The following is a 16,394-nucleotide window of genomic DNA, read 5'->3' as shown; positions in this document are numbered from 1 at the left end:
CAGTGTTGGGACGCAACGTGACAAGAGTGCGGGGCAGCATCTTGGCCGCCTGTCACGACCTAGCTCTTAAATCCAACCTGAAGCCCGCGAACTGCCGGACACTTGGACAGTTTGTCCCTGCGATGCCAACAGCGGCGCTCTTGACGATCCCGCCCACAAATCGTGCATCGTCATCGTCGGCAGCGCCAAAAAATCGCCATTTGCTGGATTTAGGGCGAGTAAGCGGCCGGTGAAACCCGAAAGTGGCAGCGAAAACAGAAGTAGGGTAGGCAAAACCAATGGTTTCCCTTTAAAAGGATCGCTTGCTCCGATATAATCTAAGGTTGCTAGAAGTTTCAAACAGATTTCGTATTTTGACTGATTGGGGTTGGTATGAGTAACGAAAAGCAAGTCGATTCCGGTCGACGCAACTTGCTCGCCGCAACATGCGCAGCGGGCGGTGTGGCCGGTCTGGCGACGACGGCGGCGTTGGTTTCCACATTTCAACCGTCCGAGCGGGCAAAAGCCGCCGGCGCTGCGGTGGAGGTCGACATCTCAGGCCTTGTGCCGGGCGAAATGAAGATTGTCGAATGGCGCGGGAAGCCAGTCTGGATCCTGAAGCGGACGCCGGAGATGGTTGCCACCCTCAAGGCAGACAAGAATGCGGGTGAATTGGCAGACCCTGAATCAAAACGCAGTCCCGGTGATCTGACGCCCTCGTACGTCAATATCGAAACGCGCTCGATCAAACCGGACATCTTCGTCGCCGTCGGCATCTGCCCGCATCTGGGTTGCTCGCCTGGCACCAAGTTTCAAACCGGTCCGCAGCCTTCGCTGCCAGATGACTGGGCCGGCGGATTCCTTTGCCCGTGCCACGGGTCGACCTTCGATCTGGCCGGTCGTGTCTACAAAAACAAGCCTGCGCCGGATAATTTGACAGTGCCGCGGCATATGTTTGTCGGCGATGGCAAACTCGTCATCGGCAAAGACGAGAAAGGCGAGGCGTAATCATGGCATTCCACGAAAAACAGCTGCCGGCCAATGCGCCGATGGCCGACAAGGCACTGAACTGGGTTGATTCGCGCTTTCCGCTGACCAGTATCTGGAACGGCGCCTGGGGCAATTACTACGCACCCAAGAGCTTGAACTGGTGGTACATCTTCGGCTCGCTGGCCATGCTGGTGCTTGCCCTGCAGATCGTCACCGGCATCTTCCTGGTCATGCACTACAAGCCGGACGCCAATCTGGCGTTTGCTTCGGTCGAGTACATCATGCGCGACGTACCATGGGGCTGGTTGGTGCGCTACATGCACTCCACTGGGGCCTCGGCGTTCTTCATCATCATTTACCTGCACATGACGCGCGCACTGATGTATGGCTCATACCGCAAGCCGCGCGAATTGATCTGGTTGTTTGGCGTGGGGATTTTCCTAGCGCTGATGGGCGAAGCGTTCTTCGGCTATCTGCTCCCTTGGGGGCAAATGTCCTATTGGGGTGCACAGGTCATTGTCAATCTGTTCGGCGCCATTCCATTCATTGGTCCGGACTTGTCGTTGTGGATTCGTGGCGACTATGTGGTCTCTGACGCAACCCTGAACCGGTTCTTCGCGTTCCATGTCATTGCGATCCCGCTAGTCTTGATCGGCCTGGTCATGGCACATCTGATTGCGCTGCATGAAGTCGGCTCGAACAACCCGGACGGCATTGAAGTCAAGGATACCCTGGGCCCTGATGGTCATCCGCTGGATTCGATTCCCTCGCATCCGTATTACTCCGTCCATGATGTCTTTGGTGTGGTCATTTTTCTCACGATTTTCAGTGCCGTGATCTTCTTCGCACCGGAAATGGGTGGATATTTCCTCGAATACAACAACTTCCTTCCTGCCGATTCGCTCAAGACGCCACTGCATATCGCACCGGTCTGGTACTTCACACCGTTCTACTCGGTGTTGCGGGCGACGACGTCGCAATTCATATACGCAATGATGGCGGTGGTAGTCGGTTACGTTGCCCTATTGATCCTCAAGTCGCGGCTTGCCGGACTAGTCAAGGCGATCGTTGCAGTGATCGGACTGGTCGCCATCGCCAGCATGTTCGTGCTCGACGCGAAGTTTTTCGGCGTCGTTCTGATGGGCGCCTCCGTGCTGATTCTGGCAGCAATGCCATGGCTCGATCATTCCCGGGTCAAATCGATCCGGTATCGCCCGGGCTGGCATAAATTGGTCTACATCCTATTCGGCGTTTCCTTCATCATCCTCGGCTATTTGGGTGTTTTGCCGCCGACTGATGGACGTACTCTGGTCGCGCAGATCTGCACCATCATCTACTTTGGTTTCTTCATGCTGATGCCTTGGTGGAGCGCCGCTGGAAAATTCAAGCCCGTGCCGAAACGTGTCACGTTTCATCCGCATTAAGCCGCTAAGGGATCAAGAATGAAACTGTTAAAAAAAATGATCGCGGCACTTGTCCTGTTGCCCGCAATGGCACTGGCCAATGAAGGTGGCCCGAAGCTGGATCGTGCGCCTGACCGTTTGACCAACCTCAGCTCGCTGCAAAACGGCGCGAAACTGTTCGTCAATTACTGCCTGAACTGTCACGCGGCGGCGTCGATGCGTTACAACCGCATGCGCGACATCGGCCTGACTGAAGATCAGATCAAGACCAATCTCCTGTTCGCTACGGACAAGGTGGGCGATTTGATGAAGGTGTCCATGACGGCGAAGGATGGCAAGGATTGGCTGGGCGTGTCGCCACCGGATCTGTCGGTCATTGCACGCGCCAAATCCGGCGAGGCGGGCTCAGGTGCAGATTACCTCTACACGTATCTGCGCACCTTCTACAAGGATGATAGCCGGCCAACCGGCTGGAACAATCTGGTTTATCCGAACGCCGCTATGCCTCACGTGCTGTGGGAACTGCAAGGCGTGCGCGGCGCCAAATTTGCCGACGTCAAGGACCCGCACGAAGAAGGCAAGACAGAACACAAGTTCGTCGGCTTCGAGCAGATTTCGCCGGGCAAGATGAGCACGATCGAGTACGACGAAGCGATCGGCGATCTGGTGGCTTACATGAGCTGGATGGCTGAGCCTTCCCAGAATCAGCGCCACAAGCTGGGTGTCATCGTTCTGATCTTCCTGAGCTTGTTTGGCGTAATTGCGTGGCGCCTGAATGCGTCGTACTGGAAAGAAGTCAAGTAACTGGATTAGCCCGCAGGTGCGGGCATGTTGATCGGGGTGAGCCGTCCATCGTCTCGCCCCTTTGTTTCTAAGGAACTACAAAATGATGGTTCTCTACTCGGGCACCACGTGCCCATTTTCACAGCGTTGCCGCCTCGTCCTGTTCGAAAAAGGCATGGACTTTGAAGTTCGCGACGTTGATCTGTTCAACAAGCCGGAAGATATCTCGACGATGAACCCGTACGGCCAGGTCCCGATCCTGGTCGAGCGTGACTTGATCCTCTACGAATCCAATATCATCAACGAATACATCGACGAGCGCTTCCCGCATCCGCAGCTGATGCCGGCTGACCCGCTGATGCGCGCGCGAGCGCGGCTGATGTTGTTCAACTTCGAAAAAGAGCTGTTTGTTCACGTGCATACGCTGGAGAACGACAAGGCAAAGGGTTCGGAGAAGTTGCAGGAAAAAGCCCGCAATGAAATCCGCGATCGCCTGACCACGCTGGCACCCTTGTTCTTGAAGAACAAGTACATGCTTGGCGACGAATTCTCGATGCTCGACGTGGCCGTTGCACCGCTGCTGTGGCGTCTGGATCATTACGGTATCGAACTGTCCAAGACGGCTGCGCCACTAATGAAATATGCCGAGCGGATTTTCTCCCGCCCGGCTTACATCGAAGCGCTGACGCCTTCCGAAAAAGTCATGCGTCGGTAATTCGGCAGATTGTGTTTGCGCACCGGGTTATTCGCCTGAACCGATTCTGGTCAGGCCGATCAAATCGGGTGCGCGGCGGGTCCGCTTTTCGTTATATTGCCGTGCTTTTGTTGTCCTCATTCCATGTCCGAATCCTCCACCAAGCCCTACCTGCTGCGCGCCATCTACGAATGGTGTACTGACAACGGCTATACCCCCTATCTTGCGGTGCTGGTCGACGGTCAGACCCGCGTTCCGATGCAGTTCGTCAAGAACGGCGAAATCGTCTTGAACATCAGCTTTGACGCCACCAGCGCGTTGAAGATGGACAATGACCTGATTCATTTCAGCGCCCGATTCGGTGGCGTCTCACGCGAAATTTCGGTGCCGGTTGAAAACGTGATTGCCATTTACGCCCGTGAAAACGGGCAGGGGATGGCATTCGAAGTATCGCGCTTGCCCGCGCGCGATGCTGAAAATGCGCCGCACGACGGCCAGTCGACCAATGAATCTGTTGCCGATGAGGCCTCGCCCACTGCGGAACCCACACTGAGTTCGGTGTCGTCGATTCGCCCGGTAAAGTCAGATGGGGACAGTCCGGACGACGACCCTGAGCCGCCCAAAAAAGGCGGTCGACCAACGCTCACCCGCATTAAATAATCAAGTACAATACCGCTCGTTGTAGTCTGGCCGGCTTAGCTCATCTGGTAGAGCACATGATTTGTAATCATGGGGTGGCGGGTTCAAGTCCTGCAGTCGGCACCAGTTTGAAGAAAGTCAGCACCGTTATGGTGACTGGCTTTTTTTGTTTGTGGCGCGCCGGTCGCCGGTTGAGCGCCATTGGAGCCACTGTCAATGATCTGAACGGACTACAGTTTGTTGTCCAGAGGATTGAAATACTGCGACATATCAAAAGCATAATCTAGCCAAGTCGGCTAGAAGCGGTATGCGTTGTCCGGCAAGTCAGGCCATTTCATTGCGGCGTGTTGCCGACGTTCCATATCCAGGAGTACTTCCCATGACCCGTCTCAAGACCTTACTGCCAGCCCTTTTTCTGTTTGGCGCGCTGGCCTGCTCGGCTGCGGCGCACGCCGCAGGCACCGCGTCCGCGCCGACGACTTTCGCACTGGGCACATTGACGGCGCCACTCACGAGTTCGTACGAAAATTCGTTTCAGGCTCCCACGGCTGTCTCGTTCTACGATGATTTTGTGTTCAATCTGTCGCAAGTCGCCTCGTTGAGCAGCGTGACGGCGACGATTGATCTCGGTCAATTCTTCGGCATCAACAATATTTCGGCGCGCCTGTATCAAGGCATCGGCCCGTTCAGCCCGGCAACCGCCACGCTGATGCAAGCCTGGAGCACACCGTTCAGTGCCAATGGCCTGACGGGTTCCACCACCGTTCTGTCGCTGGCGTCACTTGCTGCGGCAACCTACACCCTCGAAATTCGCGGGAACGTTATCGGCACGTTCGGCGGCAGCTATTCGGGTGTCCTGAATGTCTCGCCAGTACCCGAGCCAACCAACTACGGCATGTTGCTCATGGGTGCCGCAGCGATGCTGCTGGTTGCGCGCAAGAAGTCCGGCAAGGCCTAGTCCTCACCCTGTAAAATTCTTCCCCGAATGACGACAGTTAGGGCAGCCTAACAGAGCAAGCGGCCCCAATGGAGATCGTTTTTGTACCGCCGCTGGCGGTATTTTCTTTTTAGCCGGTTGTAGCGCGTGCGTCGGGAAGTCGACGATCGGCTGGCATGAAGTCGGGATGACATCTTTTCTGGTTCTGTTCGGCAAGTTAACGGTATAACGCTACATTGGCCGGTCCGGCGCGCGGCTGTCATCGCACCGTAATACACACGACATAAACTGCTACGCCGATGCAGAACTTGTCTATTGGATACTTAAAGCGCGGCCGCCGCAGCAGGATCGCGAACACTTGTGTGCCGTTACGGCAAATAATCCGATAAATATCGCAAGCGGCGCTGAAGATATGGGTACATGGCATCAAGCAAGCACCGCAGTGCAAAAAAAGAAGACGTCACCTGTATGAAAAAATCATCCGGAGACGGAGCCGGCGCTGTGGTCATGCCAACGAAGTCGGCCTGGCGGGTTCGCTTGGATAAGATATCAAGGCGACCATCGACGCCGCGCATTCTTCCTTTCGCTGTTTATATCTTCTTTACTTTCGTTGTTGATATGCTGGAGCGCCTTGATTGGGGCGGAGATGGATTGCGATGGATGTATGGTGTAAAAATTGCGTTCGTGGCGGCAACGATTTGGTTTTTGCGGAACAACTATGACGAACTGCGATCTGCTTCCATGCCGCGCCGGAAGGACTGGCTGATCGTAATCGCCGCCGGCGCTGGCGTTTTTGTTGCATGGATCAATCTCGGCGCCGCATGGATGGTTGTCGGCACGCCAACCGGCTTTGATCCCCGTGGAGTCCAGGGTATCGACTGGGAATTGGTTGCAGTGCGACTGACCGGGGCCGCACTGATCGTACCTGTCATGGAAGAGCTGTTCTGGCGTTCGTTTCTGCTGCGCTGGTTGGAGAAGGCAGATTTTCTTGCCGTCGATCCGGCGCGGGTAGGGCTGAAAGCGTTTGCGATTACGGCGGTTTTTTTTGCCTTTGAACACAATTTATGGCTGGCCGGGTTGTTGGCTGCAGTGGTGTACGCCGGCCTGTATATGCGAACCAGGAATCTATGGTCGCCTGTGATAGCGCACGGCGTAACCAACGCAATGTTGGGATGCTGGATTGTCGCGACGGGCAACTGGATTTACTGGTGATGCCGTTTCCGAGCGGCGATTCCGGCGTGAGCCGGTCTTTTAATCCGATGCAAAAATTAAATTGAACGGTTGGTCGTGTGATTCCAGAAAAAGATAATTTGACATATTCAACAGAATTTGGAACGCCGCACGATGCGCTCGTCGCATTGTCCGTGCGCATCGGTCAGCCAGTGGGTTCCGCAATCCGCCCGGCTGCTCCGCCGCAGCATCGGCCGGGTTCGGCGCTCTTTCGCCATCAGTTGTTATTTGCTGGTGCGCTGAGCGGTGCGCTGCTTTGTCAGACTGCGGTGGCAATGCAAGGCGATGTGTTTCAGCCATATCTGGGCTATGCGTGGTCATATGACAGCAATCTGTTCCGTCTTCCCGAAACGCAGACTTTTCTGAGCAAGACCTCGGACTCGTTTCGCCGTGCCGAAGGGGGCATCCTGATTGACAAGTACTACAGCCGGCAGCACGTCACCGGCAATTTCAATCTGAGCCGTACCAATTTCTCCGAATTCACCAACCTCGACAACGATGCCAAGGACGCACAGGCCAATTGGGCCTGGCAATTCGGCAATCATCTCGAAGGCAATCTGGGCGCCACCTACTCGCAGGCGTTGACGCCGAATACACAGTTGATTCCGGGCGAGCGCAGCATCCGCAATCAGGATCGCGAATTCCTCGATGCCAAGTGGCGCTTTCATCCGAGCTGGAGTCTGCATGGCGCCATCTCGCATCTCAAATTGAGTTACGACCTCGAACGTCAAAAAATTGGCGACCGCAGCGAGGGCGCCCGGGAACTGGGTCTCGACTACCTGCCCTCCAGCAACAGCTCGGTTGGCGTCGTGGTGCGACGGATCCGCGGAACTTACCCGACCCAGCAGCAGGTTGGATTTTTCCTGATCGACAACAGTTACGATCAGAATGAATACCAGGGCAAGGTTGATTGGCAGGTCACGGGCAAGACGCATTTGCAGATGGTCGGTGGATGGGTCGAACGCAAGCATGATTTTCTGCCGTCGCGGGACACTAGCAATCCGAGTTTCCGCATCATTGGCTCGCAGCAGGCAACCGGCAAGATCGACGTGACGATGAACCTGTGGCGTGAAATCAGCCCGGCCGACGATCTGACCGCCAGCTATACGCTCAACAAAGGCGCAAGCCTTGGCGCAACGTGGGATGCGGTCGCGAAGGTGCGCGTGGAAGGACTCATCAAGTACGAGAACCGCGATTACAGCAACGCCACCGCATTCAACCCGGCGTCGTCATCCCCACGCGTCGACATATCCCATTTCGCATCACTCTCGGTAACCTGGTTTGCGTTGCAAAACCTGCAGCTCAGCACATCGCTGTTCCGCGACAATCTTGGTTCAAGCAACCCCCAGAACGGCTACGAAGCCAATGGCATGTCGATTAGCGTTCGCTCGACATTCTGAAATTTGACAGGCGCATACCGTGACTCCGACCGCTAACGAAATCCCGTTGATGTCCTTTTTCAAGCGTCTGCTTGACCCGTTCATCATCATCAGCCTGCTGTACATCTTGACGCTGTTGAACGACGAACGCTTTACCGGCTATTACCTGGTGTTGGTCATTATCGTGTTCTTCGTGTCGTCGTTCGTGTACGAACAAATTGATCCGGCGCGAACCTGGCATCGGGGCAAGTTGCTGGCGTACAGCCGCGATATTTTTGTTGGCTGGATGATCGTGATCGCCGTGATTGCATTCATCGGCTATGCCAGCGGGCTGTCGTATCAATACTCGGACCAGGTGCTCATCCTGTGGAGCATATTGACGCCGTTCGCCTTGTTGGCGAGCCACTTCGCAGTACGCAAGATCACCTCCAATTTGCGCAAGGATGGGGAAGCGCGCTCGGTCGTCATCGTCGGCGCCAGCGAAGCGGGACTCAAGCTTGCGGCTCGCATTGAGGAATATCCCAATCTGATGATGGAGCTGCTGGGCTATTTTGAAGACCGCGATCCGTCCCGCCATCCGCCTGGCCTGAAAGTGCCGCTGCTCGGAAAGATGGACAGCATTGCCGCCTACGTGCGCGAACACAATATCAAGATGCTGTTCATCAGCCTGCCGATGTCGGCGCAACCGCGCATCAACAAGCTGCTCGACGAATTGCAGGACACCACGGTCTCGATCTATTTTTTGCCGGACATCTACACCTTCGACCTGATGCAGGCGCGCTTCGACAATATCGGCGGCGTACCGGTGGTGGCGATTTGCGAGACGCCATTTACCGGCATCAACAGTCTGATCAAGCGCGCCAGCGATATCCTGTTGGCATTGCTGATCCAGTTGCTGTTGTTGCCGGTGATGCTGATCATCGCGCTGGCGGTGAAACTCACCTCGCCCGGGCCGGTCATCTTCAAGCAACGTCGGTACGGGCTGTACGGCGAAGAAATCACCGTCTACAAGTTTCGCTCGATGACGGTGGTCGAGGACGGTGCAAAAGTGGTGCAGGCAACCAAGGACGACATGCGGGTGACACGCGTCGGCCGGTTCCTGCGCAGCAGTTCGCTCGATGAACTGCCGCAATTCATCAATGTGTTGCAGGGCCGGATGAGCATTGTCGGCCCGCGTCCGCATGCCGTTGCCCACAACGAGCAATACCGCAAGCTGATCAAGGGCTACATGCTGCGCCACAAGGTGCGTCCGGGCATCACTGGCTGGGCGCAGGTCAATGGTTTGCGCGGTGAAACCGACACCCTCGAAAAAATGGAAGCGCGCATCGAGTTCGATCTCGATTACCTGCGCAACTGGTCACTGTTGCTCGATTTGTGGATCGTGGTGCGCACCGTGAAGGTCGTTCTCCAGCGCGAGAACGCGCACTGACATAGCATCAAACATCCCGCAACAAGGCAGCAACACGCGTCATCAACAGGTCATAAATAGTCTGCACTATGCATCGACAGTTGGAAAGGTGATACATCCTGCAACATTGCCGAACCTGCGCGGGGAGCGCCGGGCGGTGCGTTGCTGGACGCCGTCGCGGCAACCGACGCAGCACCGATCACTCTGGCCATGCCGACATTCAGAAGTCAACAACGCGCCAGAGACTGCGTGATTTCTCCTAAGGGTCAAGTTGATGCGAGCAAGAATTTTAGTGGTTGAGGACGAGCGGGCGATCCAGGAATTGATCGCCTTCAACCTCAATCTGTCGGGACACGAAGTGGTGCTCGCCAACGACGCCGAGGCGGCGATGGTGCTGGTGCGCGAGGCGTTGCCCGACATGATGCTGGTTGACTGGATGCTGCCGGGGCAATCCGGCGTGAACCTGATCCGGGCCCTGCGATCGCAAGCCCATACCCGTTCGATTCCGATCATCATGCTCAGTGCGCGCGGCGAACAGCAGGACAAGATTCTCGGCCTCGAAAGCGGCGCCGACGACTACATGACCAAGCCCTTCAGTCCGCGTGAGTTGCTGGCGCGCATCCAGGCGTTGTTGCGCCGGCGGGCGCCGCATTTTGCTGCAGATATCGTCGAAATCGGTGGACTGCGACTTGACCCGGCGACCCAGCGCGCTGCCGTTGGCGGGCACCAGTTGAGTCTGGGACCAACCGAATTTCGCCTGCTGCAATATCTGATGAGTCATCCGGAACGCGTGCATAGCCGCTCCACCTTGCTTGACCAGGTCTGGGGCAGCAACGCGTTTGTCGAAGAACGCACGGTGGATACCCATGTCGGTCGACTGCGTGCAGCACTGGAAACCACCGCGCACCGGATTCTGATCGAAACCGTGCGCGGCAGCGGCTACCGGCTGGTGCTGGCCAATGTCGCACCGCCGCCGCCGGTGCAGGTCGAGCAGGGTGAGTTCAAGGCAGGCTAGCAGCGCCGGCCGAGGGAGGTTGAACGCGAAGCATTGAGCCCGTCGCCCAAACCGGTCGCGACGGTGATGAAGACCAATTCCTGCGACGTGATCCGCGCAGAATAAAAACTTAAAAAGCTCTCATGGAAGATCTGGTCATCCTCGACCTGCGCGAGCAGGAGTATCTACTGCGCGCCATCGAATCAGCGATGCATGTGCGCAAACGCCGGCAGTTTTTCCTCTGGACGCAAGGACAGTTCCAGGGATTGCTGCCGCATGAAATCATGGTGTGCATCCAGTTCGGCTCCGGCGACCAGGTACTGCATGTCGAGTGCCTCAACGGCGTCATGCTTGATCCAGTCGCGCTCGACCTCTTGTGCAATCCGACCGACGGCCTGGCTGTCCGCGTGGCCAACCATTGTCGTGCCGAAGAGCGCCTGCCATGCGTGATCAGCGCCAACGGTCACGCCGCTACCCATCCGCTGTCGCGCTTTCGCGCCGAGCTCGACAGCCGCAAGCTCGGTCACGCCATGGTCCACGCCACCGAGCGCCTGCTGGGCGGCTCGTCATTCTTCGCCCTGTTCACCCTGCCGAAAGCGCCGGATGTGCGTCAGACCTTTTTCTTCGAATTGCTGTTGCCGCACCTGCACCTTGCGCTGCTGCGGTTGCTCTCGTCGATCGACGCGGAAGGCGCCGCGATAACGCGCGACTCACCGCGGCCGGTGACCAATCGCGGCATCGATATCCTGCGCTGGGTCAAGGAAGGCAAGAGCAATTACGAGATCGGTATGATTCTCGGGATCAGCGAATTGACGGTCAAGAGCCACCTGCAAAAAATCTACAAGAAGCTCAACGTGCAAAATCGGGTGCAGGCGGTGTCGCGCTGTATTGCGTTGCGCCTTCTCGATTAGGGGTCATGAGCAATGGTCTGACGGCGGTTGGTTCTACAAAACAAGGGGAATCGCATGACTGAAAAAACCTACAACATTCTGTTCTTATGTACTGGCAATTCGGCCCGCAGCATCATGGCCGAGGCACTCTGCGCCACGCTGGGCAAAGGCCGCTTTCATGCATTCAGCGCAGGCAGCCATCCCGCTGGCACCGTGAACCGGTTCGCGATTGAACAGCTAAAGGGCACACGCTATCCGATGGACAATCTGCGCAGCAAAAGCTGGCAAGAGTATGCGCAGCCTGGCGCGCCGAAGATGGACTTTGTAATCACCGTCTGCGATAGCGTTGCCGGCGCGATTGTCCCGCACTGGCCCGGCCAACCGATTTCCTCGCACTGGGGCTTCGCCGATCCGGTCGCATTCGAAGGCACCGACGCAGAAAAGCAGCAGTATTTTGCCAAGATCTTTCACCAGATCATGCGGCGCATGACGATCTTCGTGCATCTACCGCTGCATATGCTCGACAAACACGCGATCAAGCATGAGCTGGACGAGATCGGTCAGTCGCCGGCGTAGCGCTGTGCCGCACGGCGTCATGAAGCGGTCACAATAACTGGCTAGGCTGCAACTTGCTTAAAAGAAATGCAAGGACTTGCCGAGCAAGTTAGCTGCACACCAGCCACCCGTCAAGGATCCCAGCGATGGTCGTATCAAGCCTCAGCAAAGAGTGTCACCAGTGAACCTGGTGGCGCACTTGCGTGCGTTGATCGACGGGCAGAACCTGAGTGCCCTGTTTCAACCCATTATGCACATGCAATCGGGCGACATCATTGGCTTTGAAGGCCTGATTCGCGGACCGGCTGATAGCCCGCTGCGGTCTCCGCTGGACCTCTTCCGGGTCGCGCGCGAAGCCGGTCTTGGCGTCGAAGTGGAACAACTCAGCCGCAAAGTCGTATTGCAACAATTTGCGCGCACAAAACTGCCCGGCAAGTTGTTCCTCAATGTCAGCCCCGAATGTCTGTTGCAGGCGAATCTGACGAACGGTGAAACGCTCAATCAGGTTGGCGTTTTCGGCATTAGTCCCGAGCGCGTCGTCATCGAATTGACCGAAAGCCAGCCGGCCTACGATTACATCCTGCTTGGCAAGGCAGTCGCTCATTACCGCGAAATGGGCTTCCAGATCGCCATCGACGATCTCGGCGAAGGCTTTTCCAGCCTGCGCCTGTGGTCGGAGCTGCGTCCGGCCTACGTCAAGATCGACATGCACTTCATTCAGGGCATCAACCACGATAGCGTAAAGCTGCAGTTCGTCCGCTCGATACAGCAAATTGCCGAAACCACCGGCACGCTGGTGATTGCCGAAGGCATCGAGACGCAGACCGAATTGATGCTCATACGCGATCTCGGCATCGCCTGCGGCCAGGGTTACCATATCGGCCGGCCGGAAAGCGAACCCGCGCTGCGCCCGACACCGGAACTCATCACCGCGTTGCACTATCGCGGCGTGGCGGTCTATCCGCAAGAAAAAAGCAATCTGCAGAACGTCGTCACCGCCTTGCGCATCCTGCACGTAGTGCCGCCGGTGTCGGCGCAGCTATCGAACAACGACTTGCTGGCGCTGTTTGTCAGCAGGCCAGAGCTGGAAGTCATTCCCGTGGTGGAGAACGGCGTTGCGCTCGGTCTGATTACGCGCCGCGCGCTGGTAGACCGCTTCGCCGAACAATTCGTGCGCGAGCTTTACGGCAAACGCCCCTGTGCCATGTTTATCGACCGCGAAGCCCTGATCACCGACAAGCACACGCCGCTGCAGGAATTGAGCCGGCAAGTCGTGGAAGCCGATCGGCGCCACCTGCTCAATGGCTTCATCATCACCGACCAGGGACAGTACCTCGGCATGGGTACCGGCCACGACCTGATGCGCGAGATCACGGCGATGCAAATGCACGCCGCGCGCTACGCCAATCCGCTGACGCAGCTACCGGGCAACGTCCCGATCAACGAACACATCGAACGGCTGCTGGCCAACGGCTCGCGCTTCTCCGCCTGCTATGTCGACATCGATTTTTTCAAGCCCTATAACGATGCCTACGGCTACCGCAAGGGCGACGACGTGATCCAGCGCACCGGCAAGATCCTCGAACAGCACTGCGACCCGACACTGGATTTTGTCGGCCATATTGGTGGGGATGATTTTCTGATCCTGCTGCAAAGCGATGACGATGAACATCGCTATCGCGCCATCATCGATAGCTTCGCGGCCGACGTAATCCAGCAGTTCAGCGCCGCCGACATTGAGCGTGGTGGCTATCCCAGCGAAGACCGCCGCGGTGAGCCGATGCTCAATCCGCTGCTGACCATTTCGCTTGGTGCTATCCGCGTCGAGCCGGGCCATTACTGCTCCCACCACCAGATCGCCACTGCTGCCGCCGAAGCCAAGAAACAGGCCAAGCGGATTGTCGGTAACAGCCTCTTCATTGACCGACGCGCGGGCCCGTCCGTGGTGACGGAGTTGCCGGCGGACGTCGCCAGCCAGCCTGATCCGCGCCTTGAGTGTGGGGTCGGGGCGGTGCAGGAGGTTTGATGTGCGTTGTAGCGGTCATCCATGCACGTACTTTCTCAAAAATATCCAGGTAATAAGATGAGCCAACAACGCAATGCTGCTTGCAATTGTGGGAGCGGAAAAAAATACAAGCACTGTTGCGCGCTGAAAGAATCCGCCGCATCCGTTGCACCACCGGCCGTTGAGATGGGCCAGCTTGCCGAACTCTTTCGATTGGGGCGGCATTCTGAACTCGAACAGCGCGCGCTGGCAATGCTGGTGCGCTTTCCTGCGGCCGGATTCCTGTGGCAGCTGCTCGGTGCGGTTCAATCCCAACAAGGCAAAGACAGCCTTCGCGCGTTTCGTCGCTCTGCCGAATTGCTGCCGGCCGATGCCGGTGCCCAGTCAAACCTTGGTACCGCGTTGGCAGCGGCTGATCTGCATCAGGACGCGATCGCATCGTATCAACGCGCAATCGTCATCAATCCGACTTTTGGCGACGCGTACTTTAATCTGGCAAATTCGCAGGGTAGGGTTGGTGAATTAACTGAGGCCGTGTCCAACTACCGGCGCGCAATCGATGCCAAACCCGGTTTTTCGGAGGCCTGCAACAGCCTTGGTCTGGCGCTTCAGCAGCTGCAACAACTTCCCGAAGCCCTGGCTAGCTTTCGCGAGGCGATTCGATGCAAACCAGGCAATGTCAAAGCCCACTTCAATCTGGCCAATGCGCTCGAAAAAACAGGCGAAATCGACGCCGCAATGCAAAGCCTCTGTGAAGCAATTGCGATCAATCCCCACTTCGCCAATGGGCATGGGCGCCTTGCCGAGATGCTATCGGGCCAAGGTCGCTATCTCGAGGCACTCGAGTATCTGCAACGTGCTTGCGAACAGGAGCCCCAGTCCGCCGTAAGGCATTTCAATCTCGGTGTTGCATTTCAAATGATCGAGCGATTCGACGAGGCCATGCGCTGCTATCAGATCAGCCTGCAATGGCAGCCCGATCTGGCTGAGGCTAATAATAACCTCGGGGTCTGCTTGCAAAATCAGGGGCAAATTGATGAGGCAATGAACGCGTGTCGACGTGCACTGGACCTCAGGCCAGATTTTGCAATGGCACACAACAATCTTGGTCTGTTTTGCAAGGATGTCGGCCAACTGGACGATGCAATCACGAGCTATCGTCGCGCCGTTGCGTTGGACCCGCAGTACACCCAGGCGCACAGCAATCTGGTCTATCTGTTGTCGTTTCATCCTGACTACGATCAGGCCAGCATTTGTGACGAGGCCAAGCGATTCGGACTGGCCCATAACGTTGATTCGCGCCAGCTCGACACCGCACACAACATGGCCAGCGAAAGTCCATCACGTCGATTGCGCATCGGTTATGTCTCGCCCGATTTTCGGGAACACTGCCAATCGTTCTTCACTGTTCCGTTGCTGTCAAACCATGATCGCAGCCAGGTCGAGGTGGTCTGTTATGCCGATCTCGCGCGACCAGATGACATCACTGCGCGACTGCAAGGTTATGCCGATGTCTGGCGCACAACGCATCTACAGAGCGACGCTGCCGTAGCGGCGATGGTGGTGCGCGACAGGATCGATATTCTGGTTGACCTCACCATGCATATGTCCAAGGGCCGGCCCCACTTGTTCGCCATGAACCCGGCGCCAATTCAGGTTGCGTGGCTGGCGTATCCGGGCACCACCGGAATAGCGGCAATGGATTATCGCTTTACCGATCCGTGGCTGGACCCGGACGATGGTAACGACGCCGACTACACCGAAGCCTCGATCCGGCTGCGCGACAGCTTCTGGTGCTACGACCCATTGAACAACGAATTGAAACCCAACGGATTACCCGCTTTGGTCAACGGACACATCACTTTTGGGTGTCTCAACAACTTTTGCAAGGTCACTGACGACACATTGCGTTGCTGGGGTCAGATCATGGCGCAAACGCCAGCCTCGCGGCTCCTGCTGCTGGCGGGAAAAGGACCGCAGCATCGGAAACGCGTGTGCGATTTGTTGGCAATTGCTGGCGTCACGCCCGATCGCGTCGAGTTCGTTGAACATCAGTTGCGGCCGGATTATTTGAAGACCTATCATCGAATTGATTTGTGTCTGGACACCTTGCCCTACAACGGCCACACAACAAGTCTTGATTCGCTCTGGATGGGCGTGCCGGTCGTGTCACAGGTCGGGCACACCGTAGTCGGGCGAGCGGGATGGAGCCAATCAAACAACTTGGGGCATCCCGAACTAGTGGCCTTCAATGAGTGCGATTTCATCGCGCTGGCGTCAGCACTGGCGTCCGATCGAGACCGTCTGGAAAAGTTACGCGCCACCTTGCGTGAGAAGCTGGAAGCCAGTCCCCTGATGGATGGCAAGCGCTTCGCTGCAGCAATGGAAGCCGGTTATCGTCAAGCCTGGTTAGCGGCGATTGAGACAGCGGCACGCACCCCGGTCTGATTTTCGTTCGCGCTCCACGCGCCAAATCCGCTTCCTCTTCAATCCCGGAAAACCCGAAAA

15 protein-coding genes and 1 tRNA gene are annotated in these 16,394 nt (G+C 56.9%); 15 read left to right on the top strand and 1 reads right to left on the bottom strand.

The genetic code is table 11. The features are described 5' to 3' along the window. Window positions 1-66 precede the first annotated feature (66 nt). A complete protein-coding gene (locus RCH09_RS13385) occupies window positions 67-390 on the bottom strand; it encodes a hypothetical protein (protein WP_326941605.1) in 324 nt (107 codons plus the stop codon). Here RCH09_RS13385 and petA point away from each other — a divergent pair. The 15 genes from petA (at window position 373) to RCH09_RS13310 (ending at window position 16,334) form a co-directional block, all read left to right on the top strand. Next, entirely contained in the window at window positions 373-987 is a 615-nt protein-coding gene (gene petA, locus RCH09_RS13380) for a ubiquinol-cytochrome c reductase iron-sulfur subunit (protein WP_326941604.1), read from the top strand. The two genes, RCH09_RS13385 and petA, sit on opposite strands and share 18 nt — an antisense overlap. Beyond that, complete coding sequence (locus tag RCH09_RS13375) at window positions 987-2,393, top strand: cytochrome b (protein ID WP_326941649.1); 1,407 nt, start codon at window positions 987-989, stop codon at window positions 2,391-2,393. The genes petA and RCH09_RS13375 overlap by 1 nt, the downstream gene beginning before the upstream one ends. Before the next feature lie 18 nt (window positions 2,394-2,411). Continuing rightward, window positions 2,412-3,176: a cytochrome c1 gene (locus RCH09_RS13370; protein ID WP_326941603.1), complete on the top strand. Its 765-nt coding sequence runs from the start codon at window positions 2,412-2,414 to the stop codon at window positions 3,174-3,176. An 82-nt stretch (window positions 3,177-3,258) separates the two neighbouring features. Beyond that, window positions 3,259-3,870: a glutathione S-transferase N-terminal domain-containing protein gene (locus RCH09_RS13365; RefSeq protein WP_326941602.1), complete on the top strand. Its 612-nt coding sequence runs from the start codon at window positions 3,259-3,261 to the stop codon at window positions 3,868-3,870. A gap of 123 nt (window positions 3,871-3,993) precedes the next feature. Then, window positions 3,994-4,509, top strand: coding sequence for a ClpXP protease specificity-enhancing factor (locus RCH09_RS13360; RefSeq protein WP_326941601.1), 516 nt, complete (start codon window positions 3,994-3,996; stop codon window positions 4,507-4,509). 29 nt (window positions 4,510-4,538) lie between these two features. After that, window positions 4,539-4,614 (top strand) — tRNA-Thr (locus tag RCH09_RS13355). 253 nt (window positions 4,615-4,867) lie between these two features. Beyond that, window positions 4,868-5,446, top strand: a complete 579-nt coding sequence (locus RCH09_RS13350; protein WP_326941600.1) for an FxDxF family PEP-CTERM protein — start codon at window positions 4,868-4,870, stop codon at window positions 5,444-5,446. Window positions 5,447-5,845: 399 nt separating this feature from the next. Beyond that, complete coding sequence (locus RCH09_RS13345; protein WP_326941599.1) at window positions 5,846-6,637, top strand: CAAX prenyl protease-related protein; 792 nt, start codon at window positions 5,846-5,848, stop codon at window positions 6,635-6,637. 98 nt (window positions 6,638-6,735) lie between these two features. Continuing rightward, window positions 6,736-8,055: an XrtB/PEP-CTERM-associated polysaccharide biosynthesis outer membrane protein EpsL gene (gene epsL / locus RCH09_RS13340; protein ID WP_326941598.1), complete on the top strand. Its 1,320-nt coding sequence runs from the start codon at window positions 6,736-6,738 to the stop codon at window positions 8,053-8,055. Window positions 8,056-8,104: 49 nt separating this feature from the next. Beyond that, entirely contained in the window at window positions 8,105-9,463 is a 1,359-nt protein-coding gene (locus RCH09_RS13335) for an undecaprenyl-phosphate glucose phosphotransferase (RefSeq protein WP_326941648.1), read from the top strand. Between the two features lie 253 nt (window positions 9,464-9,716). Then, on the top strand, window positions 9,717-10,457 hold the full coding sequence (phoB, locus tag RCH09_RS13330; RefSeq protein ID WP_326941597.1) for a phosphate regulon transcriptional regulator PhoB: 741 nt from the start codon (window positions 9,717-9,719) through the stop codon (window positions 10,455-10,457). A gap of 122 nt (window positions 10,458-10,579) precedes the next feature. Then, the gene (gene epsA, locus RCH09_RS13325) at window positions 10,580-11,347 is read left to right on the top strand and encodes an XrtB/PEP-CTERM-associated transcriptional regulator EpsA (RefSeq protein WP_326941596.1); all 768 of its coding nucleotides are present in this window, start codon (window positions 10,580-10,582) and stop codon (window positions 11,345-11,347) included. Between the two features lie 54 nt (window positions 11,348-11,401). Next, the gene (locus RCH09_RS13320) at window positions 11,402-11,902 is read left to right on the top strand and encodes an arsenate reductase ArsC (protein ID WP_326941595.1); all 501 of its coding nucleotides are present in this window, start codon (window positions 11,402-11,404) and stop codon (window positions 11,900-11,902) included. Window positions 11,903-12,053: 151 nt separating this feature from the next. Next, window positions 12,054-13,907 (top strand): GGDEF domain-containing protein, encoded by a 1,854-nt coding sequence (locus RCH09_RS13315; protein ID WP_326941594.1) that lies wholly within the window; start codon window positions 12,054-12,056, stop codon window positions 13,905-13,907. Between the two features lie 57 nt (window positions 13,908-13,964). Next, window positions 13,965-16,334 (top strand): O-linked N-acetylglucosamine transferase family protein, encoded by a 2,370-nt coding sequence (locus tag RCH09_RS13310; RefSeq protein WP_326941593.1) that lies wholly within the window; start codon window positions 13,965-13,967, stop codon window positions 16,332-16,334. Window positions 16,335-16,394: the final 60 nt, after the last annotated feature.

It is taken from the genome of Actimicrobium sp. GrIS 1.19 (assembly GCF_035984655.1).
In the GTDB taxonomy this organism is placed as follows: domain Bacteria; phylum Pseudomonadota; class Gammaproteobacteria; order Burkholderiales; family Burkholderiaceae_D; genus Actimicrobium.
Note: the sequence above shows the minus strand (reverse complement) of the source record. Positions and strands in the feature narration are given on the sequence as shown.

Coding starts and splice junctions, on each gene's coding strand:
- petA (WP_326941604.1), top strand. CDS start 373: ATGAGTAACGAAAAGCAAGTCGATTCCGGTCGACGCAACTTGCTCGCC.
- RCH09_RS13370 (WP_326941603.1), top strand. CDS start 2,412: ATGAAACTGTTAAAAAAAATGATCGCGGCACTTGTCCTGTTGCCCGCA.
- RCH09_RS13365 (WP_326941602.1), top strand. CDS start 3,259: ATGATGGTTCTCTACTCGGGCACCACGTGCCCATTTTCACAGCGTTGC.
- RCH09_RS13360 (WP_326941601.1), top strand. CDS start 3,994: ATGTCCGAATCCTCCACCAAGCCCTACCTGCTGCGCGCCATCTACGAA.
- RCH09_RS13350 (WP_326941600.1), top strand. CDS start 4,868: ATGACCCGTCTCAAGACCTTACTGCCAGCCCTTTTTCTGTTTGGCGCG.
- RCH09_RS13345 (WP_326941599.1), top strand. CDS start 5,846: ATGGCATCAAGCAAGCACCGCAGTGCAAAAAAAGAAGACGTCACCTGT.
- RCH09_RS13335 (WP_326941648.1), top strand. CDS start 8,105: ATGTCCTTTTTCAAGCGTCTGCTTGACCCGTTCATCATCATCAGCCTG.
- phoB (WP_326941597.1), top strand. CDS start 9,717: ATGCGAGCAAGAATTTTAGTGGTTGAGGACGAGCGGGCGATCCAGGAA.
- epsA (WP_326941596.1), top strand. CDS start 10,580: ATGGAAGATCTGGTCATCCTCGACCTGCGCGAGCAGGAGTATCTACTG.
- RCH09_RS13320 (WP_326941595.1), top strand. CDS start 11,402: ATGACTGAAAAAACCTACAACATTCTGTTCTTATGTACTGGCAATTCG.
- RCH09_RS13310 (WP_326941593.1), top strand. CDS start 13,965: ATGAGCCAACAACGCAATGCTGCTTGCAATTGTGGGAGCGGAAAAAAA.